This is a genomic window from Bradyrhizobium sp. AS23.2 (genome assembly GCF_001908185.1).
GTDB lineage: Bacteria > Pseudomonadota > Alphaproteobacteria > Rhizobiales > Xanthobacteraceae > Bradyrhizobium.
Window position 1 is genome coordinate 1 of record NZ_LGHM01000018.1, and the last position, 25455, is coordinate 25455.

At 63.8% G+C, this 25455-nt stretch carries 25 protein-coding genes and 1 pseudogene; 11 read left to right on the forward strand and 15 right to left on the reverse strand.

Going from position 1 to position 25455, the window contains the following annotated elements; genetic code table 11:
* Window positions 1-879: AEC family transporter (locus AC630_RS03650; protein WP_074117115.1), on the reverse strand; the 879-nt coding region annotated here is incomplete at its 3' end.
* 498 nt (window positions 880-1377) lie between these two features.
* On the opposite strand from AC630_RS03650, the gene AC630_RS03655 reads away from it, so the two are divergent.
* On the forward strand, window positions 1378-1725 hold the full coding sequence (locus AC630_RS03655; protein WP_074117116.1) for a hypothetical protein: 348 nt from the start codon (window positions 1378-1380) through the stop codon (window positions 1723-1725).
* Between the two features lie 521 nt (window positions 1726-2246).
* Window positions 2247-2924 carry an AAA family ATPase gene (locus AC630_RS03660; RefSeq protein ID WP_074117117.1) on the forward strand — a complete coding sequence of 226 codons (678 nt, stop codon included), beginning with the start codon at window positions 2247-2249 and terminating at the stop codon, window positions 2922-2924.
* 145 nt (window positions 2925-3069) lie between these two features.
* Here AC630_RS03660 and AC630_RS47730 read toward each other — a convergent pair whose 3' ends face one another.
* Window positions 3070-3195 (reverse strand): hypothetical protein, encoded by a 126-nt coding sequence (locus tag AC630_RS47730; RefSeq protein WP_283808384.1) that lies wholly within the window; start codon window positions 3193-3195, stop codon window positions 3070-3072.
* A 415-nt stretch (window positions 3196-3610) separates the two neighbouring features.
* Window positions 3611-4519, reverse strand: coding sequence for a 4-hydroxy-tetrahydrodipicolinate synthase family protein (locus AC630_RS03665; RefSeq protein WP_074117118.1), 909 nt, complete (start codon window positions 4517-4519; stop codon window positions 3611-3613).
* Window positions 4520-4559: 40 nt separating this feature from the next.
* On the opposite strand from AC630_RS03665, the gene AC630_RS45180 reads away from it, so the two are divergent.
* The gene (locus AC630_RS45180) at window positions 4560-4703 is read left to right on the forward strand and encodes a hypothetical protein (protein WP_167561123.1); all 144 of its coding nucleotides are present in this window, start codon (window positions 4560-4562) and stop codon (window positions 4701-4703) included.
* 260 nt (window positions 4704-4963) lie between these two features.
* On the opposite strand, the gene AC630_RS03670 is transcribed toward AC630_RS45180, so the two are convergent.
* Both AC630_RS03670 and trxB read right to left on the reverse strand, forming a co-directional pair.
* The gene (locus AC630_RS03670) at window positions 4964-5887 is read right to left on the reverse strand and encodes a LysR family transcriptional regulator (RefSeq protein WP_074117119.1); all 924 of its coding nucleotides are present in this window, start codon (window positions 5885-5887) and stop codon (window positions 4964-4966) included.
* A 5-nt stretch (window positions 5888-5892) separates the two neighbouring features.
* On the reverse strand, window positions 5893-6855 hold the full coding sequence (trxB, locus tag AC630_RS03675; protein ID WP_074117120.1) for a thioredoxin-disulfide reductase: 963 nt from the start codon (window positions 6853-6855) through the stop codon (window positions 5893-5895).
* Window positions 6856-7122: 267 nt separating this feature from the next.
* Here trxB and AC630_RS03680 point away from each other — a divergent pair, with 267 nt between their 5' ends.
* Window positions 7123-7602 carry an Lrp/AsnC family transcriptional regulator gene (locus AC630_RS03680; protein ID WP_074117121.1) on the forward strand — a complete coding sequence of 160 codons (480 nt, stop codon included), beginning with the start codon at window positions 7123-7125 and terminating at the stop codon, window positions 7600-7602.
* Between the two features lie 388 nt (window positions 7603-7990).
* Here the strand turns inward: AC630_RS03680 and greA are convergent, their stop codons facing one another.
* From greA to AC630_RS03695, 3 genes are all read right to left on the reverse strand, one after another.
* Window positions 7991-8464, reverse strand: coding sequence for a transcription elongation factor GreA (gene greA, locus AC630_RS03685; RefSeq protein WP_074117122.1), 474 nt, complete (start codon window positions 8462-8464; stop codon window positions 7991-7993).
* Between the two features lie 204 nt (window positions 8465-8668).
* The gene (gene carB, locus AC630_RS03690) at window positions 8669-12133 is read right to left on the reverse strand and encodes a carbamoyl-phosphate synthase large subunit (protein WP_074117123.1); all 3465 of its coding nucleotides are present in this window, start codon (window positions 12131-12133) and stop codon (window positions 8669-8671) included.
* A gap of 252 nt (window positions 12134-12385) precedes the next feature.
* The gene (locus AC630_RS03695) at window positions 12386-13555 is read right to left on the reverse strand and encodes an MFS transporter (RefSeq protein ID WP_074117124.1); all 1170 of its coding nucleotides are present in this window, start codon (window positions 13553-13555) and stop codon (window positions 12386-12388) included.
* Window positions 13556-13668: 113 nt separating this feature from the next.
* On the opposite strand from AC630_RS03695, the gene AC630_RS03700 reads away from it, so the two are divergent.
* Window positions 13669-14046 (forward strand): ArsR/SmtB family transcription factor, encoded by a 378-nt coding sequence (locus tag AC630_RS03700; protein WP_074117125.1) that lies wholly within the window; start codon window positions 13669-13671, stop codon window positions 14044-14046.
* A gap of 354 nt (window positions 14047-14400) precedes the next feature.
* Here AC630_RS03700 and AC630_RS03705 read toward each other — a convergent pair whose 3' ends face one another.
* Complete coding sequence (locus AC630_RS03705) at window positions 14401-15102, reverse strand: class I SAM-dependent methyltransferase (RefSeq protein WP_074117126.1); 702 nt, start codon at window positions 15100-15102, stop codon at window positions 14401-14403.
* Between the two features lie 114 nt (window positions 15103-15216).
* Between AC630_RS03705 and AC630_RS03710 the strand changes: the two genes are divergently transcribed.
* The gene (locus tag AC630_RS03710; protein WP_074117127.1) at window positions 15217-15741 is read left to right on the forward strand and encodes a Dps family protein; all 525 of its coding nucleotides are present in this window, start codon (window positions 15217-15219) and stop codon (window positions 15739-15741) included.
* A gap of 142 nt (window positions 15742-15883) precedes the next feature.
* Here AC630_RS03710 and AC630_RS03715 read toward each other — a convergent pair whose 3' ends face one another.
* Window positions 15884-16405 carry a cupin domain-containing protein gene (locus AC630_RS03715; RefSeq protein WP_074117128.1) on the reverse strand — a complete coding sequence of 174 codons (522 nt, stop codon included), beginning with the start codon at window positions 16403-16405 and terminating at the stop codon, window positions 15884-15886.
* A gap of 416 nt (window positions 16406-16821) precedes the next feature.
* The gene (gene carA / locus AC630_RS03725) at window positions 16822-18012 is read right to left on the reverse strand and encodes a glutamine-hydrolyzing carbamoyl-phosphate synthase small subunit (RefSeq protein WP_074117129.1); all 1191 of its coding nucleotides are present in this window, start codon (window positions 18010-18012) and stop codon (window positions 16822-16824) included.
* Window positions 18013-18158: 146 nt separating this feature from the next.
* On the opposite strand from carA, the gene AC630_RS03730 reads away from it, so the two are divergent.
* The 5 genes from AC630_RS03730 to AC630_RS03750 all read left to right on the forward strand — a co-directional run bounded on the left by AC630_RS03730 (window position 18159) and on the right by AC630_RS03750 (window position 23522).
* Window positions 18159-18887 carry an alpha/beta fold hydrolase gene (locus tag AC630_RS03730; protein ID WP_074117130.1) on the forward strand — a complete coding sequence of 243 codons (729 nt, stop codon included), beginning with the start codon at window positions 18159-18161 and terminating at the stop codon, window positions 18885-18887.
* Between the two features lie 33 nt (window positions 18888-18920).
* Complete coding sequence (locus tag AC630_RS03735; protein WP_074117131.1) at window positions 18921-19376, forward strand: GatB/YqeY domain-containing protein; 456 nt, start codon at window positions 18921-18923, stop codon at window positions 19374-19376.
* 132 nt (window positions 19377-19508) lie between these two features.
* Complete coding sequence (locus AC630_RS03740) at window positions 19509-20648, forward strand: epoxide hydrolase family protein (RefSeq protein WP_074117132.1); 1140 nt, start codon at window positions 19509-19511, stop codon at window positions 20646-20648.
* A gap of 211 nt (window positions 20649-20859) precedes the next feature.
* The gene (locus AC630_RS03745; RefSeq protein ID WP_074117133.1) at window positions 20860-22470 is read left to right on the forward strand and encodes an acyl-CoA synthetase; all 1611 of its coding nucleotides are present in this window, start codon (window positions 20860-20862) and stop codon (window positions 22468-22470) included.
* A 281-nt stretch (window positions 22471-22751) separates the two neighbouring features.
* Window positions 22752-23522, forward strand: a complete 771-nt coding sequence (locus tag AC630_RS03750) for a DUF2189 domain-containing protein (RefSeq protein WP_074117134.1) — start codon at window positions 22752-22754, stop codon at window positions 23520-23522.
* Between the two features lie 129 nt (window positions 23523-23651).
* Here AC630_RS03750 and AC630_RS03755 read toward each other — a convergent pair.
* From AC630_RS03755 to AC630_RS03770, 4 genes and pseudogenes are all read right to left on the reverse strand, one after another.
* A pseudogene (locus AC630_RS03755) lies at window positions 23652-24165 on the reverse strand (SRPBCC family protein).
* Complete coding sequence (locus AC630_RS03760) at window positions 24162-24632, reverse strand: SRPBCC family protein (RefSeq protein ID WP_074117135.1); 471 nt, start codon at window positions 24630-24632, stop codon at window positions 24162-24164. Before AC630_RS03760 ends, AC630_RS03755 begins: the two are co-directional and overlap by 4 nt.
* Window positions 24632-25093 (reverse strand): SRPBCC family protein, encoded by a 462-nt coding sequence (locus tag AC630_RS03765; RefSeq protein ID WP_074117136.1) that lies wholly within the window; start codon window positions 25091-25093, stop codon window positions 24632-24634. The genes AC630_RS03760 and AC630_RS03765 overlap by 1 nt, the downstream gene beginning before the upstream one ends.
* Window positions 25086-25400 carry an ArsR/SmtB family transcription factor gene (locus tag AC630_RS03770; RefSeq protein WP_074117137.1) on the reverse strand — a complete coding sequence of 105 codons (315 nt, stop codon included), beginning with the start codon at window positions 25398-25400 and terminating at the stop codon, window positions 25086-25088. Before AC630_RS03770 ends, AC630_RS03765 begins: the two co-directional genes overlap by 8 nt.
* Window positions 25401-25455 lie beyond the last annotated feature (55 nt).

Below are 25455 nucleotides of genomic sequence, written 5' to 3' on the forward strand. Positions count from 1 at the left end.
CGCAACCGCGCCCGACACCGGGTTCACCAGCCGCTGATACTGAACCGCAAAGATGTACGCGTTCGCGCCGGTCGGCATCGCCGCGAACAGCACGACCACGCCGGCAGCAAGCGGCGGCAGGTTCAACAGCTTGGCGAGCAGGAAGGCGGCCGCCGGCATCGCCAGCAGTTTTAGCGCGCTCATGACGATGATGCCGAGCTTCTCGCCCTTGACCTCGAAGCGAAACAGATTGATGCCGAGCGCAATCAGTGCTGCCGGCGATCCCGCCTGCGCGAGCAGTTCGATCGTCCTGTCGACGACGGGATTGAGGCCGGGGCCGGTGAGGCGCCAGACGACGCCGAAGCCGATCGCCAGCATCAGCGGATTGCGCGCGAGATCTGCCAGCACAGGCCGGATCACCGACAGGGGCGAGCCGGTTTGCTTGCGGCTGACCAACTCCATCTGCAGGATGCCGCAGAGCCAGAGCAGGGGAGTGTTTACCGACAGGATCAGCGCCATTGGTCCCGCGGCCTCGTTGCCAAGCGCCGAGAGCGTGAGCGGAATGCCCAGCATCACGATGTTGCCGTAGACCGAGCCGATCGCGAACACGACGCCGTCCTCGCGGTCCTCGCGCCGCTCGCGCAGCAGGGCCGACAGCGCCAGCGCCGCGATCCAGGTGATGGCGAGGGCGCCGTAATAGGCGCCCCACATCCGGTAGGGGCTGACATCGGGGAATTCCGACACGACGATGGTGCGGAACAGCAGGGCGGGAATGGCGATGCTGAAGGCGAATTCGGAGATGCCCTCGTGCGCGGTCTCGGAGACGAAGCGAAACAGCACCGCCGCATAGCCGGCCGCGATCAGGGCAAAGACCGGCGCGACAATCAACACGGTGGCCATGCGACCCTCACCTGAAGGGGATATCCGCTGACCACCCCACACATCCCTAGTGATCGCATCATGCCGCTGTTTTGCCCGACGTGTCAAAGGAGTTTCGTAAAATCCGCAAACGGTCGCTTCCGCCCTCATTGGCTACTGTGCATGGGGTTGTTTTCGCGTTTTTTGCCGGAGGGGCACGAGAGACCCACGCCGGACCCGATCTAGCCAGTTCTGCCAGAGGGTTAGCCGCAGTCTTCCCCACACACAGCTGTCATCCCCCGCGAAAGCGGGGGATCCAGTACGCCGCGGCCCCTCGGGGAACGTCAGACGCCTCTGGAATACTGGGTCACCCGCCCCAGTGCGCAATTGCGCACAAGGCGGGTGACGACAGCGGAGAAGATGCCAGCCTGACCGGCCTGTTGCCCAGAGCGCACAGCTCGCGGGTTTCGCTTTTCCGCGCGTTGCCAACCAACCGGCGTTCACCCACTATTCCCTCCGACTCGACATTTGGGAGGATCGATGCCGGCCTTTCGCTTGAGAACATCGTTGGCTGCCGCAACCTTCGGGATTGCCATGGCCGTCCTGGTCCAGCCGGGCGCTGGCTTCGCCTATACGCCCGAACAGCAGCAGGCCTGCTCGCCCGACGCGATGCGGCTGTGCGGCGAGTTCGTTCCGAACGTCGACGCCATCACCGCCTGCATGATCCAGAAGAAGGCGCAGCTCTCGCCGCAATGCCGGGTCTACTTCCGCCAGGGACCGGAGCCGGGCGAGGCCCGTGCCGGCAACCCGACCAAGCCGCACACCGCCAGGAAGAGCAGCAAGCCGGCTCCTAAGGCGAGCAAGAAGAAAAAGACCGAGCCAAGCTGAGCGCTTCGTCGCCCGTTCCAATCGTGAAACTCCGTCATGCCCGGGTAAAAGCGCGAAGCGCGCTGGACATCCCGGGCATTCGCGTTTCAGGCGCCTTTGTGCACATTCGCGTGTGAATGGACATGAGCGCGGCGGCGATATCCTCCGATCGCGGGAGGCGTGACATCGTCTCGCAGCCCTGAGTCAAAATGACTGACATCAGCTACGCGACAGCCACCGGACTCCTTTTGTTCGCACGCACCGCGCGCATGCTTGCGGCGATTTCAGCGCTAGCGATGGAAAAGGGTTTGCGCGGAGAGGTTGCGTTCCGGTTTTTCCCGCATTGCTGCCTGGAAAACGCACGAATGCCCGGGTGAAAGGCGTTTCATTGCGATTTGTGACTCATCGCACGGAGCAGTGTGACTCAAAAGCCAACACGTCTTGTTATTTCATGACTGCGACGCAACCGCCGGTAAATATTTCTTTCCCGAATCAGCGCGCTGATTCATTTTCGCCGCCTGGGGTCAACTGGAGGCCAAGGTATGAACGTTATTGTTTTTGCATCGCGTAAAGGCGGCTCGGGCAAGAGTACCCTGGCCGCACATCTCGCCGCGCAGATCAAGGCGAGCAAGCAGGTCATGCTCGTGGACGCGGATCCGCAGGGCTCGCTCACGCTGTGGCACAAGCTGCGTGGCACCAACGAGCCGCCGATCAAGGCTGCGGTGAACTCCGTCAGCGGCATCGTCTCCGCTGCCAAGCGCGACGGATATGAATGGGTGTTGATCGACACGCCGCCGAATCTGTCGGCCGTCGTCGACGACGCGATCAGGAACGCGACGATGGTGATCATTCCGGCGCGTCCCGGCGTGTTCGACGTCAACGCGGTGCAGGAAACGATCCAGATGTGCCGCGCGGCGCGCAAGCCCTACGCGGTCGTGGTCAACGGGGCGCCGGCCCGTCGCGACGAGTCCGAAAGCCCGATCGTCACCATCGCCCGCGAAGCGCTGGCAAAATTCCGTGCTCCGGTCTGGGGCGGCCAGATCACCAACCGTTCGGACCTCTTGATGGCGCTGAGCCATGGCGAGGGTGCACGGGAATATCAGGCCGAGAGCCGTGCGGCTCAGGAAATTGCAAGGCTGTGGGCGGCGATCGAGCGTTCGGTTAAGGCTATTCGCGGCACAGCGTCGGCATCCGGCGCAATGCACAAGCAGGCAGCATAATTTTCATCATTCATTCCCCGGACGAAAAACGCGCAGCAGTCTGCGCGTTTTGCGTTTTTCGGGGATGATGACGAGAGCACGATCCGGACTCGAATCCGAAGGGATCGTGCTCAAGCAACAGAGTGGAGCGCGATGACGACGCGCCCTACGCCACCAGCAGCATGTAGAACACGATGACCGGCGACAGCGTCAGGATCACCGACCAGATGCCGACGGACCAGAGAATGTCCGCGGTGGTAAAGCTCTGCTCTCCGGCGTCATAATGTGACACCGCTTCATTCCGACTATTCACAAACGCCCCCGCGATTTCTTCGCTTATGGACGTGAACGATAGGCGGGATGTTTTAAGATTCCGCCCGGCAAGCCAGTGCGCATTTGAACACAGGTGCTACCCACGGATTAACCATCCGCGTCAGCCGATCAGCCAGACGCGAAAGCCGTGGATGCGCCATGCCGCGGCCGCGAAGGTTCTTCGCGAGCGGTTAACCACGGGCGCGCCGTTTCACTCCTTCTCCTCCGCCGTCATTCCGGGGCGCGACGAAGTCGCGAGCCCGGAATCCATCGTTCGGCGAAGTTGGTGGATGAATGGATTCTCAGATGCGCAATTGCGCATCATAGCTCGCGCTGCGCGCGCCCCGGAATGACGACAAGTACTCCCCCGCACGCGGGGAGAGGCAAAGAAAGCGCTACGCCGCCACCTGCATCCTTCGCTCGATCTCGCGATCGAGCGTGGCGGCGAGTTCGCTGCTGACTTCCACCATGGGCAGGCGCACTTCGGGGCTGTCGATCAGGCCGCATCGCCACAGCCAGTACTTCGCCGGCGCGGGGCTCGGTTCGGCGAACAACAGGCGCGTCAGCTCGGCGACCTCGTGCCAGCGTGCCAGCGCCGCATCGTGGTTGCCGCGCTTCAGCTCGGCATAGACGGCAGCGAACGTCGCGGTCTCGACATGGGCCGACAGCACGATGCCGCCGTCGGCGCCGTCGGTGAGCGCCTCGAAGTAGTTCGCATCCTCGCCGGTGAGCACGCGAAAACCCCTGGGTCTGTCGCGCAGCAGCGCGATCGATTGCTCGCGGTTCGCGCCGCAATCCTTCAGCCCGACGATGTTGGGGTGTTCGGCAAGCCGCAGCAGAGTCTGGTTGGTGATGTTGACCGAGGTGCGATAGGGGATGTTGTAGAGTGCGAGCGGCCAGGCGGCATGATCGGCGAGCGCCTCGAAATGTGCCAGGAGTCCGCGCTGCGACGGCCGCACATAATAGGGGCTCGCGATCAGATAGCCGTCGATCGGCCAGTCCGCGGTCTCGTCGAGACGATCCTTCAGCCGCGAAGTGTCCGCGCCTGACAGTCCGAGGCAGATCGGTAGCTTGCGGTGGCCGGCCGCCATCTCGTCGCGCACGACAGCGACGAGGCGCTCGAGCTCAGCCTCGCGCAGCGTCATGCCCTCACCGGAGGTCGCCCCCAGTATGAAGCCGTCGACGGCTTGTGTGCTGTAATGCCGCGTCAGCCGCCGCAGCGACGTCTCATCGAGACGACCGTCGCGAAACGGTGTCACCAGCGGCAGCCACAGCCCGTGCAAATGATCTTGTAAACCGGTCATGTTCCTTCTCCTTCTCTGGAAGACCTGAGACGGAGGGCACATGAAAAAACCCCGTCCAGGCGGCGGGGTTTTCGGGATTTGCTGCGATGACGAAGCTTATGAGCGCGCGCAGAAAACCGAGGTCCCCGGATGGGGGCCTTTTTTCGAGACGATTGCGCACGACTTCGTGATCATTGGTAAATGATGCGGGGTATGCCCGGAACTGTCAATACACGCGGAGGGCGAAAGCCAATTTGCATGAAAAAAAGCCGGGCCCAAGAGAGCCCGGCTTGAGGTATTGGCCACGTGAGGCCGACACAATCACCTTCCAAGAGGGATTACTGAACTTCCGCGCCACTGGAGGAGGGGGACAAATGCGCAACGCGAACGTTCAGCGTGGAAACATTATGGGCTCGCCTCACGCCATGCAGCAACCGTCCAGGTCGCATGTCAGTCATGCGGAAATCAGGACGGCCAGCGCTGCGCCTTGCTCACCACGAAGTCGCGGAACACCTGCACGCGCGCGACCGTCTTCAGCTCCTCGGGATAGACGAAATACGTGTCGAGCTGGATCGAATCCGATTCACCGAAGAGCTGCACAAGCTTGCTCTGTTCCTCGACGAGATAGTCGGGCAGCGCCGCGATGCCGAGGCCCTGCTGGCAGGCGCGCACGAGGCCGAGGATGTTGTTGACCTTGAAATAGGCTTCGCGCGGACCCGAGCCGTTGCGCCCGGCTTCGATCAGCCAGTTGCGGTTCTGCAAGTGCGGCGCGAAGGTGCCGTCGGAGAGCGTGATGATGCGGTGCGAGTCGAGTTCTTCCAGCGTGCGCGGCGTGCCGAAGCGCTTGATGTATTCCGGCGAGCAATAGGCGTGGAAGCCCATCGCGAACAGCTTGCGCTGGATGAGGTCCGGCTGCGTCGGCTTGCGGGTGCGGATCGCAACGTCCGCCTCGCGCATCGACAGGTCGAGCTCCTCGTCGGTGACGATCAGCGAGATGCGAATCTCGGGATAGAGCGCGGTGAATTCGCCGAGCCGCGGGATCAGCCAATTGATGCCGACGCCGGGCGTGGTGGTGATCTTGAGATCGCCGCTCGGCCGCTCGCGGCTGTCGGTTAGTTTCGCGCGCGCCGCCTGGAGCTGCATGAACACGTCATGCGCGGTGCGGAACAGCAGGTCGCCCTGCTCGGTGAGGATCAGGCCGCGGGCGTGGCGGTGGAACAGCGAGACCGAGAGCTCCTGCTCCAGCGCGGAGACCTGGCGTGACACCGCCGATTGCGACAGGCCGAGCTGCTCTCCCGCATGCGTGAAGCTTCCCGCTTCCGCCGCCGCGTGAAACACCTTCAGCTTGTCCCAATCCATATCCGTAAATCCGTCGCGTGTTCGAGGCATGATCTTTATTCCGCTGCCGCGCGCTCGCTGGCGCGCAGGGCCAGGAAACGTTCGGCTTCGAGAGCTGCCATGCAGCCGAGGCCGGCGGCCGTGACGGCCTGGCGATAGGTCTCGTCGGCAACGTCGCCGGCGGCGAACAGGCCTGGCACCGAAGTGGCGGTCGAGTTCGGGGCGACCTCGACATAGCCCGACGGTTTGAGCTTGACCTGGCCCTTCACGAGCTCGGTCGCCGGCGCATGGCCGATGGCGATGAAGACGCCGTCGGCCTTCAGCTTGGTGAGTGCGCCGGTCTTGACGTTCTTGAGGCGGACATGGGTGACCTTGCTCGGATTGGAGTCACCGCAGATCTCGTGGATGGCGCTTTCCCAGACCACCTTGATCTTGGGGTGCTTGAACAGGCGCTCCTGCAGGATCCGCTCGGCGCGGAAATGGTCGCGGCGGTGAACCACCGTCACCTGCGAGGCGAAATTGGTCAGGAACAATGCTTCTTCGACCGCGGTGTTGCCGCCGCCGACCACGATCACTTCCTTGCCGCGGTAGAAGAAGCCGTCGCAGGTGGCGCAGGCCGAGACGCCGAAACCCTTGAAGGTCTCTTCGGAGGAAATCCCGAGCCAGCGCGCCTGGGCGCCGGTGGCGAGAACGACGGTGTCAGCGAGATAGACGTCACCGGAGTCGCAGGTGAGGCGGAACGGCCGCTGCGAGGTGTCGAGCTTGATCACCAGATCAGTCTTGATCTGGGTGCCCATATGCAGCGCCTGCTTCTCCATCTGTTCCATCAGCCAAGGGCCCTGGATCACGTCGGCGAAGCCCGGATAGTTCTCGACGTCGGTGGTGATGGTGAGCTGGCCGCCCGGCTGGATGCCCTGGATCAGGATCGGCTCAAGCATCGCGCGCGCGGCGTAGATCGCCGCGGTGTAGCCGGCGGGGCCGGAGCCAATGATGACGACCTTAGCGTGGACAGCGGACATTTTGACGGACGCCTTTCACGGGGGATTTGCAGCGCGGGCGCGGAACGTGCCGGGAGGGCCTTGCGGAGGCGCTGAAATATCAGAGCTAATCTAAGCCTTCTGGTGAGCCATGCAAGAATTGCATTCCCAATCAGCGGATTTTTCCAACAAGGAACAAAAGTCGATTGGCGTGATTGCGCAATAAAATTGCGCAACGGGGCGGGACTGGCTATGAGGATTGCATCAGACCCACCCGATACCGCCATAAAGGCCAGGAGTTCCAATCACGTGTCGCGGAACCTAGACGAGATCGACCTCAAAATTCTCGCCGAGATCCAGGCCGACGGTCGAATCACAAATGTCGAGCTGGCCAAACGGGTCGGTATTTCGCCCCCGCCCTGCCTGCGCCGCGTCCGGGCGCTGGAGGAGGAGGGCTACATCCACGGCTACCGGGGGCTCCTCGATGCCCGCAAGCTCGGCTTCGACGTCACGGTGTTTGCCGCGGTGCACCTGTCCAGCCAGGCCGAGACGGATTTGCGGGCCTTCGAGGAGTTCGTCCGCGCCGAGCCGCTGGTGCGGGAGTGCTGGATGCTGTCGGGCGAGGTCGACTTCATCCTGAAATGCGTCGCGCCTGACATGGCGACCTTCCAGGATTTTGTCACCCACCTCACCGCCGCGCCCCACGTTCGTAACGTGCGGACCTCGCTGGTGCTGCACAACTCGAAATATGAGGCGGCGGTGCCGCTGGACGTGAAGGGACGAAGGTAGCTTTCTCAATTTCGTGCGGCGGACGCAGCGCAGCGCCATAAGCGCGTTTGCGCGCGTCTTCGACGCGCTATAGCGGTGCGCTGCAGAGCCGGGGCCCTCATCGCGCCTTCCCGTGTTGCCTTCTGGGTCCCGGCTCTGCGCAGCAACGCTAAGGGCGTTGCAGCGCGTCCGGGACACGAGAGCGAGGGCGCCGCCCCTTCCGTCATTGCGAGCGTAGCGAAGCAATCCAGAGTCTTTCTGCGGAGACAGTCTGGATTGCTTCGCTACGCTCGCAATGACGAGTGGTGAGGCCGAACGCCTACGTCTCACAAGCCAAGCAGCACGCAGAAACAAAAAGGCCGCGCGGGGCGCGGCCTTTTCAAACGTCAACGCGGACGACGGCAAATCCTTACCGCCACTCCACCTTGGTGATCTCATACGCCTTGGCGCCGCCGGGCGTGTTGACCTCGACGGAAGAGCCCTTCTTCTTGCCGATCAGCGCGCGTGCGAGCGGCGAGGTGATGGAAATGCGGCCCTTCTTGGCATCGGCCTCGACCTCGCCGACGATTTGCCACACCGTCTTCTTCTCGGTGTCCTCGTCGACCAGCGTCACGGTTGCGCCGAACTTGATGGTGTCGCCGGAGAGTTTCGAGATGTCGATGATGTCGGCGCGCGCGAGCTTGTCCTCAAGCTCGGCAATGCGGCCTTCATTGTGCGACTGCTCTTCCTTCGCGGCGTGATATTCCGCGTTCTCCGACAGGTCTCCGTGCGAGCGCGCCTCGGCGATATGCTCGATGATCCGCGGACGGTCCACGGACTGGCGATGCTTCAATTCTTCCCCGAGCGCGGCAAATCCGGCCGAAGTCATCGGAACCTTTTCCATCTCTTCTCTCGTCCTTCGGTTGCGCGCCCCAGGAGCGAGGGTGCGACAACCTTGATTCGTCGGTATTCCTGGGGCTGAACACACGGCCACCGGAACGTTTGTGGGTCTGGCGCCGGAACAGAACAACCACATGGCCGGACAGTTCCTCCGGCCATTGTGGCTTCATCGCCAATCACTTAGCGGAGGCTTCGCCGCCGCTAGCAATCAGGTTTCCGAAAAGTAGCTCTGCAGGGTACGAACCTCAAGGTCCCCGCCCAGATAGGCGCGGATGCCCTGCGCGGCCGCCACGGCCCCGGAAAGAGTGGTGTAATACGGCACTTTATGCAAGAGGGCCGCACGCCGCAGCGAACGGCTGTCGGCCAGTGCCTGCGGGCCTTCGGTGGTGTTGAAGACGAGCTGAACGTCGCCGTTGGTGATGGCGTCGACGATGTGCGGCCGCCCTTCCAGAACCTTGTTCACCTTCTCGGTCGGAATGCCGTGTTCGGTCAGGTAGCGCGCCGTGCCCGAAGTCGCCAGCACCTTGAAGCCGAGCGAATGCAATTCGCGAACAGCCTCGGCGATGCGCGTCTTGTCGCTCTCGCGCACCGAGACGAACACGGTGCCCTTGCGTGGTACTGGCGTGCCGCCGCCGAGCTGGCTTTTCGCAAACGCGACTTCGAAGTTGCGATCGATGCCCATGACCTCGCCGGTCGAGCGCATCTCGGGACCGAGCACCGTGTCGACGCCGGGGAAGCGCGCGAACGGGAACACCGATTCCTTGACGCCGACATGCTTGAGCTGCGCCTTCTTCAGCTTGAAGTCGGCGAGCTTCTCGCCAGCCATGATGCGCGCGGCGATCTTGGCGACCGGCGTGCCGACCACCTTGGCGACGAACGGCACCGTGCGCGAAGCGCGCGGATTGACTTCGAGCACGTAGATCTCGCCGTCCTTGATGGCGTATTGCACGTTCATCAGGCCGACGACGTCGAGGCCGAGCGCGAGCTCGCGGGTCTGTCGCTCCAGCTCCTCGATCATCTTGGCATCGAGCGAGTAGGGCGGCAGCGAGCAGGCGGAGTCGCCGGAGTGGATGCCGGCTTCCTCGATGTGCTCCATGATGCCCACGATGAAGGTGTCCTTGCCGTCGGAAAGGCAGTCCACGTCCACTTCGGTGGCGTCCGACAGATAGCGGTCGAACAACAGCGGGTTCTTGCCGAGCACGGTGTTGATCTGCCCGGTCTTGTCGTTCGGATAGCGTGCCTTGACGTCGGCGGGCACCAGCTCCGGCAGCGTGCCGAGCAAATAGTCGTTGAGCTGGTTCTCCTCGCGGATGATCTGCATTGCGCGGCCGCCAAGCACGTAGGATGGACGCACCACCAGCGGCAAGCCGAGATCGGCCGAGACGAGGCGGGCCTGCTCGACCGAATAGGCGATGCCATTCTTCGGCTGCTTCAAGCGCAGCTTGTCGAGCACGCGCTTGAAGCGGTCACGGTCTTCGGCAAGGTCGATGGCGTCGGGCGAGGTGCCGAGGATCGGCACTTCGGCAGCTTCCAGCGCACGCGCGAGCTTCAGCGGCGTCTGGCCGCCGAACTGCACGATCACGCCATGCAGCGTGCCGTTGGTACGCTCGGTTGCGATGATCTCCAGCACGTCCTCGGCCGTGAGCGGCTCGAAATAGAGGCGATCGGCGGTGTCGTAGTCGGTCGACACTGTCTCCGGATTGCAATTGACCATGATGGTCTCGTAACCGGCATCCGAGAGCGCGAAGCAGGCGTGGCAGCAGCAATAGTCGAACTCGATGCCCTGGCCGATGCGGTTCGGACCGCCGCCGAGGATGATGACCTTCTTCCGGTCCGACGGCGCACTCTCGTCCGCGGCATTGCCGGCGAATGGCGACTCATAGGTCGAGTACATGTAGGCCGTGGGTGAGGCGAATTCGGCAGCGCAAGTGTCGATGCGCTTGAACACGGGACGGACGCCCAGCGCGTGACGCTTGGCGCTAACTTCCGCATCCGTGGTATGCGCGAGCACCGCAAGCCGCGCGTCCGAGAAGCCCATGGCTTTCAGCGTGCGCATGCCGAAGGCGTTGGAGGGAAGACCGCTCTTCTTGATCTTCTCTTCCATGTCGACGATGCCGCGCATCTCGCCAAGGAACCATGGGTCGATCTTGCAGGAGTTGAAGATGTCCTCGTTGGACCAGCCGAGCCGCATCGCCTGCGCGACCTGCAGCAGCCGGTTTGGCGTCGGCGTGCCGAGCGCGGCGCGGATCGCGTTCTTGTCGTCGCCCTGGCCGAGGCCCTCGATTTCGATCTCGTCGAGGCCGGTGAGCCCGGTCTCGAGCCCGCGCAGCGCCTTCTGAAGGCTTTCCTGGAAGGTGCGGCCGATCGCCATGACCTCGCCGACCGACTTCATCGAGGTGGTCAGGGTGGAAGAGGCGCCCGGGAATTTCTCGAAGGCGAAACGCGGGATCTTGGTCACCACGTAGTCGATGGTCGGCTCGAACGAGGCCGGCGTCGCGCCGCCAGTGATGTCGTTGGCGATCTCGTCCAGCGTGTAGCCGATCGCGAGCTTGGCCGCGACCTTCGCGATCGGGAAGCCCGTCGCTTTCGAGGCCAGCGCCGAGGAGCGCGACACGCGCGGGTTCATTTCGATGACGACCATGCGGCCGTCTTCGGGATTGACGCCGAACTGCACATTGGAGCCGCCGGTCTCGACGCCGATCTCGCGCAGCACCGCCAGCGAGGCGTCGCGCATGATCTGGTATTCCTTGTCGGTCAGGGTCAGCGCCGGTGCCACCGTGATGGAGTCGCCGGTGTGCACGCCCATCGGATCGAAATTCTCGATCGAGCAGACGATGATGCAATTGTCCTTCTTGTCGCGCACCACCTCCATCTCGAACTCTTTCCAGCCGAGCACGGATTCTTCGATCAGGACTTCGTTGGTCGGAGACGCATCGAGGCCGCGCTCGATGATGTCGAGGAACTCTTCCTTGTTGTAGGCGATGCCGCCGCCGGTGCCGCCCATGGTGAAGGAGGGCCGGATGATCGCGGGCAGGCCGATCTCGGAGAGTGCCATCATCGCCTGACCGAGCGCATATTCCTGATAGCGCTTGCGGCGGTCGCCTTCGCCGAGAGTCCATTGCCGGTCGAGCTCTTCGAGAGCCGCGCCCGACAGCTTCTCGCGTTCGGCGTGGTATTTGTCGCGGAAGGACTTCTTCAGCTCGGACGCGTTGGCGAGCCGCGACTTCGGCGTCTGCAGCCCGATCTTCTCCATGGCGTTGCGGAAAAGCTGGCGGTCCTCGGCCTTGTCGATGGCATCAGCGGTGGCGCCGATCATTTCGACGTCGAATTTTTCGAGCGTGCCCTGCCGGCGCAGCGACAGCGCGCAGTTCAGCGCGGTCTGGCCGCCCATGGTCGGCAGCAGCGCAAAGCCGCCGGGAATGACGTGACGTTCCTTCTCGATGATCCTGGCGACGATCTCGGGCGTGATCGGCTCGATATAGGTCGCATCGGCCAATTCCGGGTCGGTCATGATGGTGGCCGGGTTGGAATTGACGAGGACGATGCGATAGCCCTCTTCCTTCAGCGTCTTCACCGCCTGTGTGCCCGAATAGTCGAATTCGCAGGCCTGGCCGATCACGATGGGACCGGCGCCGATGATGAGGATGGTGGTGATGTCTGTACGTTTGGGCATCAACTCTCGCCGGACTGGAATCTGGGCACAAAAAAAAGGGCGCGCTTGCTGCGCGTCCCCTGAGCCGAAGCGCGATCAGCAAAAGTGGCGCCCGGTTTTGCGTCCGACCGCGCTTCGATATGAAAGAAACGCATGATCTTCACGCCAAACCGCCTACACTTTGGCGGATCATGCGTTGGCGCGTGGTCTTCCCTCGCGCGCGGGTGGGTCTTAGACCAGATTCCGGGGCGGCGAAACCCCGAAAAATGTCCATCAACCGGCAATTTTGACGGGTTTTGGCCGTGCCTGCCAGCCACGGGCGAGATGCACCAGAAGCGAGGCCGCAACGCTCGATCCGCCGATCCAGCCGAGGTCGTTTGGCGAGAGGGTGGCCAGCACCGCACCGCCCAGCGCCCCGCCGATGGCGAAGCCGAGATACATCGCGGAAGCGTTGAGCGAGAGCGCGATCATCGAGGCCTGCGGCTCGATCCGGATGATGCTGGCGAGTTGTGCCGGATAGAACGCCCAGCCCGAGATGCCCCAGAGGAAGATCGCGCCGAGCACCGCGTAATGCGCCTCTTCGGGCATCAGCTTCAGGATCAGCGAATGCAGGATCAGCGCACTCGCCATGCCGGCAAGCCCGAGCGCCGCGGTTGCGAGCGTGCCGAGCCGGTCCGCCAAAATGCCGCCGAGCATGTTTCCGATCGCGGCCGCGCCGCCAAACACCAGCAGCGCGAGGCTGATCTGCGAAGCGTCGAATCCGAGGCCGCGCAGCGGCACCGCGAAATAGGTGAACACGGTGAAGCCTCCGAGCGCCCACAAGATCGTGATCAGCAGTGCGACCAGGACATTGCTGTGACGCGCCACCGCCAGCCGTTCGCCGAGCGAGGCCGTGTTTCGCGGCAGGCCGCGGGGCAGTCCCAGCAGAAGGCCGGCGAGCGCGACGGCGCCGATCAGGGCAACCATCGCGAAGGTCGCGCGCCAGCCGAACAGGCTGCCGACGAGATTGCCGAGAGGGACCCCGATCACGGTCGCAACCGTGATGCCCGAGGTGACCAGCGCCACGGCGCGGCCGCGACGTTCGGGCGACGCGACCGCCACGGACACCGCCAGCGCCGTCGGCACGCAAAGCCCGGCCCCGAGCGCCATCAGCATCCGCGAGGCCAGCAGCAGCGCGTAGCCGGAGGCAACCACCGCGGCGAGATTTCCGGCGATGAAGGTCGACAGCGCCAGGGCCAGCACGGTGCGGCGGTCGATGTTGTTCAGCGTCACCGCCAGGATCGGCGAGCCCACGGCATAGGTGAGGGCATAGGCGGTGACGAGTTGGCCGGCTGCCGAGACGGAAATCGAGAGATCGGTGGCGATCGCCGGCAAAAGCCCCGCAATGACAAAGCCTTCCGTGCCGATCGCGAAGGCGGCCAGGGCCAGCCAGAACACGCTCATTGGACAGTATTCCTATGTTCAACGCTTATTGAACTATCGACGGCGAAGGGCGAGGAGTCAATTGGTTCAAGAACTATTGAACATCGGCGCCGCCTCGTTATGATTGCCGGGCCATGAGCCGCACACCTCATCATCCCACCCGTGAGCAGATCGAGCTGCCGACGGTTCTGGATTGCCTGAGCGATCCGATCCGGCTCGCCATCGTCTACCAGCTCGCCCAGCAGGAACGTGTCAGCAGTGAATTGTGCTGCGGCGACTTCAGCGCCCTCGCCGGCAAATCCAACCTCGCCTATCACTTCGCCAAGCTGCGCGAATGCGGGCTGATGCTGACCCGCGTAGCGGGAACCAACCGCTTCATGCGGCTGCGTCGCGAGGATCTGGACGCGCGCTTCCCTGGCCTGCTCAATGCCGTGATCAACTCCGCAGCCAGGGATGCCGGCCGGCTTCAACCGCTTTTCGAGTGCGAAACGGTCGGCGCGGAGGGAAGCTGAGACGATTGCGCGCAAGCGCCCGATTTGCCCGGCGCGTCAATGCCTTCGCGAGATGCAGCGAGGCATCCGCCGGAAATCATCGGCTACTGTGCATGGGGTTGTTTTCGAGATTTTGGTTTTGGGCGGCTTGCAGAGCCGAGCCCGGCTTCGCCCTTCGGGCTATGCCGAGGCAGCCTTCGCTACGATAGGGCTCGCCCAGCCGAAGCGGCGTCAGCCGCGAAGGCTGGAGACCCGGCCTGGATTTGAACCAGGATGAAGAGCGATGCACCGCCCTCGCGTAGACGCTTCCGCCACCGGGCCGTGGCGATCATGACCGATCGGGGTGCGGCAAGCCACCTCAGGCGATCGTTATGCTTAACGGACCAGGGGCGGCCGCGCGATGAAGGTCATGCGCCAGCGATTGTGGCCGACATTGGTTTGGGCGCGCTGAACCGCGAACCCGGCCGCAGTGAGCTTGCCGGTGATCTCCTCCTCGCTGTAGCGCTGCAGTCCGATGCGCGAGCGCAGATGACGGTAATCTGACAGCGCGGTGCTGATCAGCCCGATCAGCGCGTCCCTCAGGAAGCCGTGGCGCAGGCCGAAGCTGAGCAGCGCCATCACGTCCCGGCCCATACCGACCTCGGGTTGGAGGATGTCGCCGAGCACCAGCTTGCCGGACGGGGTCAGCAATCGCCGGATGTCGAGGAGCGCGCCGTCGAGCTCCTCCGGCGTCATGTATTGCGCGACCGAGTTCATCACGACGAGGTCGATGGACTGGTCCTGCATCTTGCGGACGTCGTCGAGCGAGCGGACGCGGATATTCGTGCTCGGGGCGAAGCGCGCGATCAGCCGGCCGCGGACACCGGGGGCGGGCTCGGCGAGGATCAGCTCTCCGCAGGCGGCCGCCACCTGGCTCGCCGACAGCGCCTCGCCGCAGGCATAGTCCAGCACCGTCGCCTCGGGCGAGGGGATGTAGCCGATGATGTCCCGCGCGATGATCTGGAAGTGCAAATCGCGATGCAGCTTGCTGACATAGATCGTATGCGTGGAGTCGTAATAATCGATCCAATCGTCCATGGTATCCGAGAGCCTCGGCCAAACAGTTCCTGGGCAGGAACCGGCGCTGCCCGCCTTGCGTTAGGGGTGCGACGGCGCACCGTCAATGTCCGCGTCCTAACAGGAAGGTTTCCCGTGAGCAAAGCCCCCAACAAGGTCTCGCCCGACCTCGACACCCCCACCGATCTGTCGTCCCAGGCGGTCAACAAGGTTTCCGAGGCGCTCAACGTGCTTCTGGCCGACGCGTTCGCGCTCTATCTCAAGACCAAGAATTTCCACTGGCACGTCAGCGGCCGGCATTTCCGCGACTATCATCTGCTGCTCGACGAGCAGTCGGACCAGATCTTCGCCACCACCGACCAGCTCGCCGAGCGCGTCCGCAAGATCGGCGGCGCCACGCTGAAGTCGATCGGCCAGGTCGCCAAGCTCCAGACCATCAAGGACAACGACGAGGACTACGTCCCGCCGCGACAGATGCTGCGCGAGCTGATGCAGGACAACAAGCACGTCGCTGCCGCGATGCGTAAAGCGCATGAGGTCTGCGACGAGGCCGGCGATGTCGCCAGCGCAAGCATCCTCGAAGTCTTCATCGACGAAACCGAGCGCCGCACCTGGTTCCTGTTCGAAGCCACCCGCCAGGAAGGCGGCAACGAGGCGTAAGGGCGGATTGCCGTAGGGTGGGTTAGCCGAAGGCGTAACCCACCACGTCGGTGCACGCGAAAACGGAAGAGGTGGGTTACGCCGAGCGACTGCGCTTCGCGCAGCCGCAGGGCTAACCCACCCTACGGCGTCGCGCGGTTGGCTACCGCCACAGCCGCATCATTGCTCCGTCCTTGCCCGTGACCGGATCGGCCGGCGGCAGTGCGACCTTCGGAATCGTCTTCAGCGCCTTGGCATGATTCTCGAGCGTTGCCCGCGTGATCTCCATCTTCGACCCCGGCGGATAGGCGCCAATAACGCAGAAATCGCCGCTGGCCTTGACGCATTGATGTCCAGTCCCTGCCGGCAGGATCGCGACGTCGCCTGCCTTGATCTCCAGCTCGCGGCCATGGTCGCCGCCGAAGCGGACGCGCGCGCTTCCACGCGCGACGCCGAGCACCTCATGCACGGTCGCGTGGTAGTGCAGATAGTCGTAGACGCCGTTGCGCCACGTGCCGCCCCAACTGTTCTTGCGGAACAGGTTCTCGATGGTCTCTTCCGGTTGCTTCGTGTCGAGCTTCACCGCGCCCTGATAGGCGAGGAAGGGAAGGACGTTGTTCGGCACGAGCCCGTCGTCCTCGAACACGATCGCGAGCGGTTCGGCATTGTCGCGGACGACGGTCATGGCAGACCTCCCAGTGGCAACAGACCAGGGATCAAGACGGCGGAGGCGCTACTTGTTCCAGACCCAGTCCACACGCCGGCTTGACCGAGATCAAGGCGCAGGCGGCCATTCAAGGGCACGCAGCTCGATGGATAAGGGATGGAACGCCATGTACGCATCGGATGTTGCGCAGCGCCATTTTTCGGCGGCCCTCGACGAGGCGGAGACGACCGGCCTCGGGCACGAAGCCGTCTGCCGCGCCTTGCTGAGTCCTGGTGATTTCGAAATATCTCGAGACGAGGCCGGTCGCCGACATCCAGGCGGAGCTGCGCTTCATCGCCGAGAATTGTGATCCCGACACGGACTTCATGTTCATGCGTCCATGACAGCAGGTGGCCGGTGCCCGGCGGATTCGCCCGCCGGGCGGCCTGTACGGCTTACGCGCTCTTCGTCTGCCGCATCAGATCGGCAAAACGCTGGAACAGATAGTGCGAGTCGCGCGGGCCCGGTGAGGCCTCGGGGTGGTACTGCACCGAGAACACCGGCTTGCCGTCGAGCTGGATGCCGCAATTGGAGCCGTCGAACAGCGAGATGTGAGTCTGCGTCGCGCCCTTCGGCAGCGTCGTCTCATCGACCGCAAAGCCGTGGTTCATCGAGGTGATCTCGACCTTGCCGGTGGTCTCGTCCTTCACGGGATGATTGGCGCCGTGATGGCCCTGATGCATCTTCTTCGTCTTCGCGCCGACGGCGAGACCGAGCATCTGGTGGCCGAGGCAGATGCCGAAGGTCGGCGTGCCTGACTTGATCACGTCCTGAATCACAGGCACGGCATATTTGCCGGTCGCGGCCGGATCGCCCGGACCGTTGGACAGGAACACGCCGTCCGGCTTCATCGCCAGGATGTCTTCGGAGGAGGTCGTCGCCGGCACCACCGTCACCTTGCAGCCGACGCCGGCGAGCAGGCGCAGGATGTTGCGCTTGATGCCGTAATCGATCGCGACGACGTTGAACTCCGGCTTGTCCTGCCGGCCAAAACCCTTGTCCCACAACCAGGGCGTCTCATCCCAGGTGAAGCGCTGGCCGGAGGTGACCATCGGCACAAGGTCCATGCCCTCGAGCCCCGGCCATTCGCGCGCCTCTTCCTTCAGCCCGTGCAGGTCGAACTCGCCGGTCTTGGAATGCGCAATTACGGCATTGGGCATGCCCTTGCTGCGGATCAGCGCGGTCAGCGCGCGGGTGTCGATGCCGGAGAGTCCGATGATGCCGCGCGCCTTCAGCCACTGGTCGAGGTGCTTGGTGGCGCGGTAGTTCGAGGGATCGGTGATCGCGGTGCGCAGGATCACGCCGCGCGCGCCGGGCGTCGCGGCCATGTTCACCGTCTCGATGTCTTCCTCGTTGGTACCGACGTTGCCGATATGCGGGAAGGTGAAGGTGATGAGCTGGCCGGCATAAGAGGGATCGGTCAGGATCTCCTCATAGCCGGTCATCGCGGTGTTGAAGCAGATTTCACCGACGGCGTGGCCTTCGGCGCCGAGACCGAAGCCTTCGAGCACCGTGCCATCGGCAAGCACGAGGAGCGCGGTCGGCTTGTGGTCCGGCCAGGCGGGATCGTTGTCATGTTGTGTCATGAGCCCGTTTCATAGTCGCCTCACGTGCGCGCGTCAAAGCGGGAGAGGGCCGATTCACATGCGTTTTTGCATATTTGACAGGCCCCCTCAGGCACTTAAGCTTGGCAGAATAATTTCCGGCAATTTCCTGGGCTTGCGAGGTAATAATGGACCAGACCACCCCGATCGTCCTTGTTCCGGGGCTGGCCTCCTCGGCCCGGATCTATGCGCCAGTGGTCCCGGCGCTCTGGCGGTTCGGTCCGGTGATGGTCGCCAACCATATTCGCGACGACAGCATGACAGCGATCGCCCGTCGTCTGCTGAGCGAGGCGCCGCCGCGCTTCGCGCTCGCCGGCCATTCCATGGGCGGCTACATCGCGCTCGAGATCATGCGCCAGGCGCCCGACCGCGTGATAAGGCTCGCGCTCATCAACACCCAGGCGCGGCCCGACACGCCGGAGGCGACTGCACGCCGCCGCGGCCTGATGGAGCGCGCGAGGCGCGGCGAGCTGCGCGCGGCACGCGAGGAGATGTTTCCCGAACTGGTGCATCCCTCGCGCCGCGACGACGCCGGCATTCGCCGGCTCGTGCATGAGCAGGGCGAGGACGTCGGCGTTGAAGGCTATCTGCGGCAGCAGACCGCGATCATCGCGCGGGCCGATTCACGGCCGACGCTTGCGACGATCAAATGCCCGACGCTGGTGCTGACGGGGGATCAGGACAACACGATCCCGAACGCATTCTCGAAGGAGATGGCGGACGGCATTGCCGGCGCGAAGCTCGTGGTTCTGGCCAATTGCGGACACCTGCCGCAGCCGGAGCAGCCCGAGGCGACGGCACAGGCGCTGGTCGAATGGCTCGGAACCCCGGTTGTCTCGGGGCGGCGAACGGCCTAGATCAGGCGTCGGATATTCGAAGGGATCACGATCATGTTGCGCGACGACATCAACAATGCGGTCAAGGAGGCCATGAAGGCCAAGGACGAGCGCAAGCTCACCACGCTGCGCATGGTCAACTCGACCATCAAGAACGCGGACATCGAAGCGCGCGGCAATGGCAAGCCGCCGCTGTCGGACGCCGATCTGCTCGCCGTGCTCCAGAAGATGATCAAGCAGCGCCAGGAAGCGGTCGAGCTCTACGACAAGGGCGGCCGAGCCGAGCTCGCCGCCCAGGAGCGCGAGGAGATCGCAGTGATCTCGGCATATTTGCCGAAGCAGATGTCGGACGACGAGGTGAAGAAGGCGATCTCGGACGCGATCGGCGAGACGGGCGCGGCCGGCATGAAGGACATGGGCAAGGTGATCGCCGTCTTGAGGGCGAAGTACGCTGGCCAGATGGATTTCGGCAAGGCTTCTGGTCTCGTGAAGGCGGCGCTGTCGGGCTGAGTTGTCATTCCGGGGCGACGCGTCAGCGTCGACCCCCGGAATCCATCGCGCTGCTGAATCCGTTGCTCAATGGATTCCGGGCTCGCGCTTCGCGCGCCCCGGAATGACGAAGAACACACAGGGAGGCAACCGATGACCGCCGCGATCAAACCGTTTCGCATCGCTGTCAGCGACGACATTCTCACCGACCTGAAATCGCGCGTGGCACGCACGCGCTGGCCGGAGGCGGAGCTGGTCGACGACTGGAGCCAGGGCGCCCCGCTGAAGTGGATCCAGGAGATCTGCACCTACTGGGCGAACGGCTACGACTGGCGGGCGCGCGAGGCGAAGCTCAATCGCTTCGACCAGTTCACCACCGAGATCGACGGGCTCGACATCCACTTCCTGCATGTGCGCTCGAAGGAGCCGTCAGCGCTGCCGCTGATCATCACCCATGGCTGGCCCGGCTCGATCGTGGAATTCCAGAAGGTCATCGCACCGCTGGTCGATCCCGCCGCGCATGGCGGCAATCCCGCCGATGCTTTCCACGTTGTCTGTCCGTCCCTGCCGGGCTTTGGCTTTTCCGCCAAGCCCAGGACCACCGGCTGGGGCGTCGACCGCATCGCTGCGACCTGGGCGAAGCTGATGGATCGGCTCGGCTATATCAGCTACGGCGCGCAAGGCGGCGACTGGGGTTCTGCGGTAACGACTTCGCTCGGCGCGCAGGACGCGGAGCATTGCGCCGGCATCCACATCACGCTCGCCTTTAACGCGGCGCCGAAGCTCGAGGGCGAGCCGACGCCGGAGGAGAAGCGCGCACTCGCCGGCCTCAAGCATTACGTCGATCTCGACTCCGGTTACTCGAAGCAGCAATCGACGAGGCCGCAAACGCTCGGCTATGGCCTGACGGATTCGCCGAGCGGGCAGGCGGCCTGGATCCTGGAGAAATTCTGGGCCTGGACCGATTGCAACGGCCATCCCGAGAACATCTTCGAGAAGGACGAGCTGCTCGACAACGTCATGCTCTACTGGGTGACGGAGACGGCGACTTCCTCCGCGCGGCTCTATTGGGAGAGTTTTGGCAAGCGCCGGACCACGCCCAAGGTCGGCGTGCCGACAGGTGTCGCCGTGTTCCCGAAGGAGATCATCACGCCGGTGCGGCGCTGGATGGAGCCGAATTTCCAGGACATCACGCACTGGAGCGAGATGGAGAAGGGCGGACATTTCGCTGCATTCGAGCAGCCAGAGCTGTTCGTGCGCGATGTTAGGAAGTTTTTCCGGACGGTGCGGTGAGCCTCCACTGTCATTCCGGGGCGCCCGCAGGGCGAACCCGGAATCCATCGGGCCGCAGCAAACGCCGCGCAATGGATTCTCAGATGCGCAACTGCGCATCATAGTTCGACGCTGGCGCGTCGCCCCGGAATGACGCCGCGGGGCTTGTCCCGCGCGATCGCGGCTCTAGACTGGGCACTAACAACAAGACACCGGGAAGACGACCAAGCCCATGCTGACCGAAGCCAAGACCTACGACGAGCTCTACCGCAACTTCCGCTGGGACGTCCCGACGCGCTTCAACATGGCGGAGGCGTGCTGCGACCGCCATGCCGACGGCACCGGCCGCCTCGCGCTGGTCTATGTTGACGAGAACGGCGAAACCACCCGCACCTCCTTCGACGAGGTCGCGGACATGTCGCGCCGCTTCGCCAACGTGCTGAAGGCGGACGGGCTCTCGCGCGGCGATCGCGTCGCGGTGTTCCTGTCGCAATCGCTGGAACTGCCGATCGCGCATATGGCGGCGTTCCGCGCCGGGCTGATCTCGATCCCGCTGTTTGCGCTGTTCGGAGAGGACGCGCTGGAATTCCGCCTGTCGAATTCGCAAGCCAGGGCCATCATCACCGACGAGGCCGGCTGGGAGAAGCTGACGAAGATCCGCGATCGGTTGCCCTATTTGCAGGACATCTATGTCACGAGCGGCGCCGTCCACGCCGGCGCAAAGCCGTTCTGGTCAGCGATCGAAACTGCGTCTGAGGACTTTGCGACCGTCGATACCTCCGCCGACGATCCCGCGCTGATCATCTACACCTCAGGCACGACAGGCAATCCAAAGGGCGCGCTGCATGCGCACCGCGTCGTGCTTGGTCATCTCCCGAACGTCGAGATGTGTCACAACTTCCTGCCGCGTCCGGGCGATCTGATGTGGACGCCGGCGGACTGGGCCTGGATCGGAGGTCTCGTCAACGGCCTGTTCGCATTCTGGTATCACGGCATCCCCCTGGTCGGCCATCGTGCGCGAAAGTTCGAGCCGCAGGCGGCGATGCAGATGATGGCCGACCTAGGCGTCCGCAACGTCTTCCTCCCGCCGACCGCGCTGAAGCTGATGCGGCAGGCCGGCGTGAAGCATTCCGGCGTCAAGCTGCGCAGCATCTTTACCGGCGGTGAGTCGCTCGGCGGCGAGCTGCTGGGCTGGGTGCGCGAGACCTTCGGCATCGACGCGCATGAGGTGTTCGGCCAGACCGAGTGCAATCTCGTGATCGGCAGCAACTCGAACCTGTTTCCGATCCGCCCGGGCTCGATGGGCAAGGCGACGCCCGGCTTCGACGTCCGCATCGTCAACGACAAGGGCGAGGAGCAGCCACGCGGCCAGCGCGGCATCATCGGCGTGCGCCAGCCGTGCCCGTGCACGATGATCGAGTACTGGCGCAATCCGGAGGCGACGGCGAAGAAATATGCCGGCGAATTTCTGCTCACCGGCGATCTCGGCGTGCAGGATGAGGACGGCTATTTCTGGTACGTCAGCCGCGAGGACGACGTCATCACCACGGCCGGCTATCGCGTCGGCCCGTCCGAGATCGAGCACACGCTGATGAAGCATCCATCGGTGGCGATGGCGGCCGTGGTCGGCATTCCCGATCCGATCCGCACCGAGTCGATCAAGGCCTGGATCGTGCTGCGTCCGGGCTTTGCGGCGAGCGACACGCTGGCGCGCGAGCTCCAGGAGTTCGTCAAGGCGCAACTCGCCGCCCACGAATATCCGCGCTTCGTCGAGTTCGCCGAGACGCTGCCGATGACGGCGACCGGCAAGGTGCTGCGGCGCGAGCTGCGCGCGAGGGGGTAGGGCTCTTCACCCTCTCCCCTTGTGGGTCCCCTTGTGGGAGAGGGTGGCTCGCCGCGAGAGCGGCGAGACGGGTGAGGGGTATGTCTCCGCATATGAGCTCGCGGATAGAACCCCTCATCCGGCGCTTCGCGCCACCTTCTCCCACAAGGGGAGAAGGAAGAAGACACATCGCGGTATTACTCGACCACTCGCCGCCTACCTTACACGTGCAAGCCGCGCCCTCTCACGCTAACATCGGCCCCAACAACATCGCGACGAAGATCGCGTAAGGGAGGAAGCTGATGTCCATCTCGGGCAAGGTCGATCCGGTGGTGCGCCCCGTTGCGGCGACGGATATCGCCGAGGCGCTGGCCGAGGGCCTGCGTGATTTCCAGGCGCTGCCGCTCTACGGGCTGTGCTTCGGCGCGCTCTACGCCGCCGGCGGCATCGTCATCATGCTGTGCCTCACCGCCTTCGGCATGGTCTATCTCGTCTATCCCTTGGCCGCGGGCTTCGCGCTGATCGGCCCTTTCGTTGCAATCGGCCTTTACGAGATCAGCCGCCGCCGCGAGCGCGGTGAGCCGGTCTCCTTCGGCGCGATCTGGTCCGCGATACGCTCGCGCAGCGAGATCGGCTGGATGGCGTTCGTCACGTTGTTCGTGTTCGTGATCTGGATGTACCAGGTACGGCTCCTGATCGCGCTGCTGCTCGGGCTGCACGCCTCGTTCTCGAGCCTTCAGGAATTCATGACGGTGGTTCTGACCACCAGCGAGGGCTTGCTGTTCCTTGCGATCGGCAACGTCGTCGGGGCCGTGCTGTCGCTGATCCTGTTCTCGCTGACCGTGGTGTCGTTTCCGCTACTGCTCGATCGCGAGGTCGATTTCGTCACCGCCATGGTGACGAGCGTGCGGGCGGTGGTGACGAGTCCGCTGCCGATGATTGGCTGGGTGGCCGTGATCGCGATGCTGCTGATCGTCTCGGCGCTGCCTTACTTTCTCGGGCTGATCGTGACGCTGCCCGTGCTCGGGCATGCGACCTGGCATCTCTATCGGCGGCTGGTGGTGCCGGTGTAAGGGCGTCGCCCCCGCGAAGGCGGGGGAGAAGTTGTGACGCTGAACTGGTAACCACGGGTCTTCGCCAAACCCTATCCTGTGGTTATGGGTCCCGGGCTCGCGCTTCGCGCGCCCCGGGACGACAGAGTGCTACGGCGTCTTGATCCCCATCGCCTTCAATGCTTCGAGCATTTTCATGGGCGGCGACATCTTGATTTGCGGCGCCTTGCCCGTCTCCAGCAGGCTCTTCAGCCCCGACAGGATCGCCGGCCAGCCGGTGCGGCCGCCGGAGAGGATGTCGTCGCTGAGGGGGGCGGTCGTGTCGCTCGCTCATGGTGAGGCGGACGGCTTCGCCGGCAGGCTCGATCTCGTAGGTGACGAGCGTGCTGCCGAGCTTTTCGACGAGATCCGGCCAGTTGACGTTCCAGCTCACCGTCAGCTTCTTCGGCGGATCGTATTCGAAGACCTCGCCGGAAATGTGCTCCGAACCATCGGGTGCGCGCACGATGAAGGTACCGCCGAGCTTTGGCTGCATCTCCACCGCAAAACCAGAGAAGTATTTGCGGCTGAACTCGGCCGAGGTCAGCGCCTCCCACACCTTCTCCGGCGTCGAAGCGATGTAGATGGTGTAAACCGTCAGTGGCTTGAACTGATCGAGGTTCATTTTGCGTCGAATCCCTTGTTGAGGGCTGCGCGCGGAATGGCGAGCACCTTGCCTCTTTCCAGCAGGCTCTTGAGCCCGGACAGGATCGCCGGCCAGCCATTGGAGACGGCGCCAAGATATTTGCCGCCCTCGACGAAGCCATCATGCAGCACGGTTAAACGCACGAGTGCGCCGAACGGTTCGATGGTGAAGGTCACCCGCGAAATCGGTTCGCCGCGCAGCTCTTCGAACTTCTGGTGCTTGAAGCTGTAGGACAGCCGCCGCGGCGGATCGGCCTCCAAAATCTCTCCGGAATCGGTAGTCTCGCCGTCCAGCAGGAGCGCGAAGGGGGAGCCGACCTTCCAGTCTGACCGGACCTCGGCGCCGAACCAGTATTGCTTCGTGAACTCGCTATTGGTCAGCGCGTCCCACAGTTTTTCCGGCGTGGTCTCGATATAGGTGACGTAGACGAATTCGGGCCGGGCCATCACGCCGCATCCTTCGCGCAGCTCGGGGGGACGATTTCGATCGTATGGCCGGTCTCGAGCATGCTCTTGAGGTTGGACAGCACCATCGGCCAGCCGCCGGAGATGTCGCGCAGCGCCTTGCCGTCCTCGCCAAGCTCGTCATGCGTGACCGTCAGCTTGACGACTTTGCCGCGTGGTTCGAGATCGAAGGTGACGCGCGAAGTTCCTTCACCCGCAGCTTCAGGCTTGCGATTGTGCCAGCTGTACGCGAGCCGTTGCATCGGATCGAAGGTGATGACCTCGCCCTCCACCTTCGGATTGCCGTTATTGGTGAGCCTGTAGGGCGCGCCTTGCTTCCAGTCGGAGGTGATGCGATGGCCGAACCAGTAACGCTCGGTGAAATCGCCATCGGTCAAGGCCTGCCACAGCGCCTCGGGTGTCGTCTCGATGTAGGTCACGTAGACGTAGCTCGGCTTACTCATCGCGCATCTCCAACTGGCGTTTCAATTCGCTGAGCGCAGCGAGCTTGCCGCGCTCGAATTTCTTGATCCAGCGTTCGCCGATCTGATGGATCGGTACCGGGTTCAGATAGTGCAGCTTCTCGCGGCCGTGCCTGATGGTGGTGACCAGGTTGGCTTCTTCCAGAATGACAAGGTGCTTCGTCACTGCCTGCCGCGTCATCGCGAGGCCTTCGCAGAGTTCGTTCAACGTCTGGCCGTTTTTGGCATGAAGCCTGTCCAGCAGCGACCGTCGTGACGCGTCGGCGAGCGCTTTGAAGACCTCATCCATGGCAGGGATAATATGCAACCAAATAGTTGCATGTCAAGTGCGACGTCATTCCGAA